This is a genomic window from Acetobacter estunensis, from assembly GCF_011516945.1.
Lineage (GTDB): Bacteria > Pseudomonadota > Alphaproteobacteria > Acetobacterales > Acetobacteraceae > Acetobacter > Acetobacter estunensis.
Genome location: NZ_WOTH01000087.1, coordinates 1 through 2,421 on the forward strand (window position 1 = coordinate 1; position 2,421 = coordinate 2,421).

The window sequence follows — 2,421 nt, forward strand, 5'->3', positions numbered from 1 at the left end:
ACCTGCGACACTCGCAGGTAGTACCGCGTCCCTATCTCTTAAATCGTTCATGCTTCATAGCTGAACCAGACCAGAAGTATTCAGCAAGGCGTCAGTCGCCGGGAGCTTACGAGGAAGCAGCGTAATTACATTGATGGAACTGCTGGCGTGTCAGGGCAGACAAAGACACCATGGTTTCGACGTACTGTGCCAATATCGCCCGGATGCGGGAAGCTTCAATTTCCGCCACATAGGACATCACTCGTTGAAGCGCATCCTCTCGGCTTTGCGCCAATTCTTCCAACTCATGACGCACAGTACGAGCCTCTTCGCGCCGTCGCTCAGCACAGCTTTCTGTCACAATAATCTGGCGCTCCAGCCCATCCAATTCACGCTTGCGAGTTGCCAGATGTTCCGGGAGTTCAGAGAGTGCCGTATGCCCGTCAGTGGTAAGGCTGGCTTCAATCTCCTGCTGGTAGAACGCATCGATCTCATCGTTCACGCCGGAGAGGGTTCCCCGACGTTCCTTGAGATCGGCGGCAATACGCTCAGACTTGTCCGCAATTTCCTGCTTGGCATGATAGTCCGCCAGTAGCCCTGCACGCGCGTCCTGAAGGTGCTTCAGTGCGATCCGCTTTTCCGTAAGCGGATCGGAAGCCGTCCCAGCCTGCAACTCGGACTTCGTGGGGACGATAGAGGGCAACTCCTCGCCAAACTGACGCGGCTCAGCGGTTTGCGACTCATCTTGCTTCCCGCGTAGCAGGGATGGAAGACCGGAAATCTTGATCATATTGAGGCTCCATGAGGAGGGTTTTTGCCGCGCAGGGACAAACCCCATCGGTGGGAGTGGCGAAGTGCTAAATTTCAGGATCCGTGGCGGCGATTGGCCAAGGCGAGCATTCGTTCGCCAGGTGAGGCAGCGGCTAACTGGGAGCGTCCAGAGCATTTTTTTGCCTCAGCTTGGCGCACATGAGCAGCGACAAGCCGGTGGCCTGGCGAATGATCATTTTTCGTCACGACCGTAGATACAGCCGGCGCTTCTCGCGCCTGATCCCGGATCGGTCTTGCGGCTTCATGGGCAGCGACAAGCCGCGCACCGGCGGACGGCTGTCTTTCGTTCAGGTGCAGGAAGCGACTGCTGAAGCCTTTATTGTCGGCCGCGGCTTGTCGCTTTCGGGCCGCAGTCGCCTTACGCTTCCGCAGGTAGGAAAATGGACTGTTCATGCGTGGATGGTTCCGGTCTGCGGAACGACGGCACGGCGAAGCCAAGCACGGAAGTGATCTTCGCGGATGAACACGCGGCCCCCAATGCGCGTCACGTCCGGTCCGATATTGTCCGCCAGGTAACGACGCATTGTGCGGGGATGAACCCGTGCAAGACGTGCCGTTTCATCGACCGAAAGCAGGCTTGGGTTCTTCACCGAAATCGCTCCCTTGTGTGGTGGTGGAAGCGATATTCGATGGATGCGGAATGTTGACAAGAGAGGGCGAAACGGGGCGTTTCTGGTTAGAGATGCACTGAAACGCATGGCGACGAATCAAGCCGCATGATGCCGCATTGCCGCTTTAGATTAAGTTTTTGTAATCAAGCGAATCAGCGCCGCAGCGGCACGACTTTGCCATCCGAAGGCTCATTCCCACGTTTTTCCGCCACATTCAGCACGTGTCGAGCCCATGTATCCAGCGCTGCCGCCCGTTCCGTCAGAAACTCGTGACGCTGATAAACGGCAGCGACGCCTTTGATGGCTCCCTGCACATGGTTTAGCACCCGATCGGCGACATGATGCCCGATCCCGAGCCGTGCCATGACTGTTACGCCGGTGCGCCGAAGATCATGGAGCCGCCAGTCTGTGGTGGCCAAGGACGAAGCATTTTTTCTGAGTGAACGAGCGGCTTTCGTCATCAGCTCTTCCAGCTTGGTTTTGGTCTTGGAAAACCCCGAGATGGGCGTGCGGCCATTGCTGGTGAAGACGAAAGGCGAGGGGCCGTTGCTCTCCGGATCCATCTGCCTGGGCAGCTTGGTGAGGATCTGTCGGGCCGGCTCGGAAAGGTGGACGATATGCGCGCGTCCGTTTTTTGCTCTCTCAGCTGGAATAGTCCAGTGAGCCATCTCCGGATCCAACTCCGCCCATTTCATACCGGCCACCTCATCCCGCCGTTGCAGCGTTAGGGTAAGCAACTGGATGAAGGGGCCGAACGGATAAGCAAGCCGACTGGCTGCGGTCCAAAGCTCGCGAAGCTCGTCATCTGTCAGCACGCGATCCCGCGAGGTATCGCGACCCTCCATGGTAACCGAGGTGAAGGGGTTGGTCGGAACGAGATTGCGCTTTTCAGAAGTGGCCCCCATTTTTTGGACAGAGCGGTAAGCTATCATCTGGCCTGAACGAGGACGGGTTTTATGGGCAAGGTTACGCGGAAACGGTATGCGGCAGAGTTCAAGTC

3 protein-coding genes are annotated in these 2,421 nt (G+C 57.4%); all 3 read right to left on the bottom strand.

The features are described from left to right. Positions 1-106: 106 nt before the first annotated feature. Entirely contained in the window at positions 107-769 is a 663-nt protein-coding gene (locus GOB87_RS16330) for a hypothetical protein (protein WP_166319138.1), read from the bottom strand. A gap of 430 nt (positions 770-1,199) precedes the next feature. Beyond that, on the bottom strand, positions 1,200-1,400 hold the full coding sequence (locus GOB87_RS17025; protein ID WP_166319141.1) for a helix-turn-helix domain-containing protein: 201 nt from the start codon (positions 1,398-1,400) through the stop codon (positions 1,200-1,202). Positions 1,401-1,573: 173 nt separating this feature from the next. Next, on the bottom strand, positions 1,574-2,421 hold an 848-nt coding region (locus GOB87_RS16340), incomplete at its 5' end, for a site-specific integrase (RefSeq protein WP_166319144.1).

Coding starts and splice junctions, on each gene's coding strand:
- GOB87_RS16330 (WP_166319138.1), bottom strand. CDS start 769: ATGATCAAGATTTCCGGTCTTCCATCCCTGCTACGCGGGAAGCAAGAT.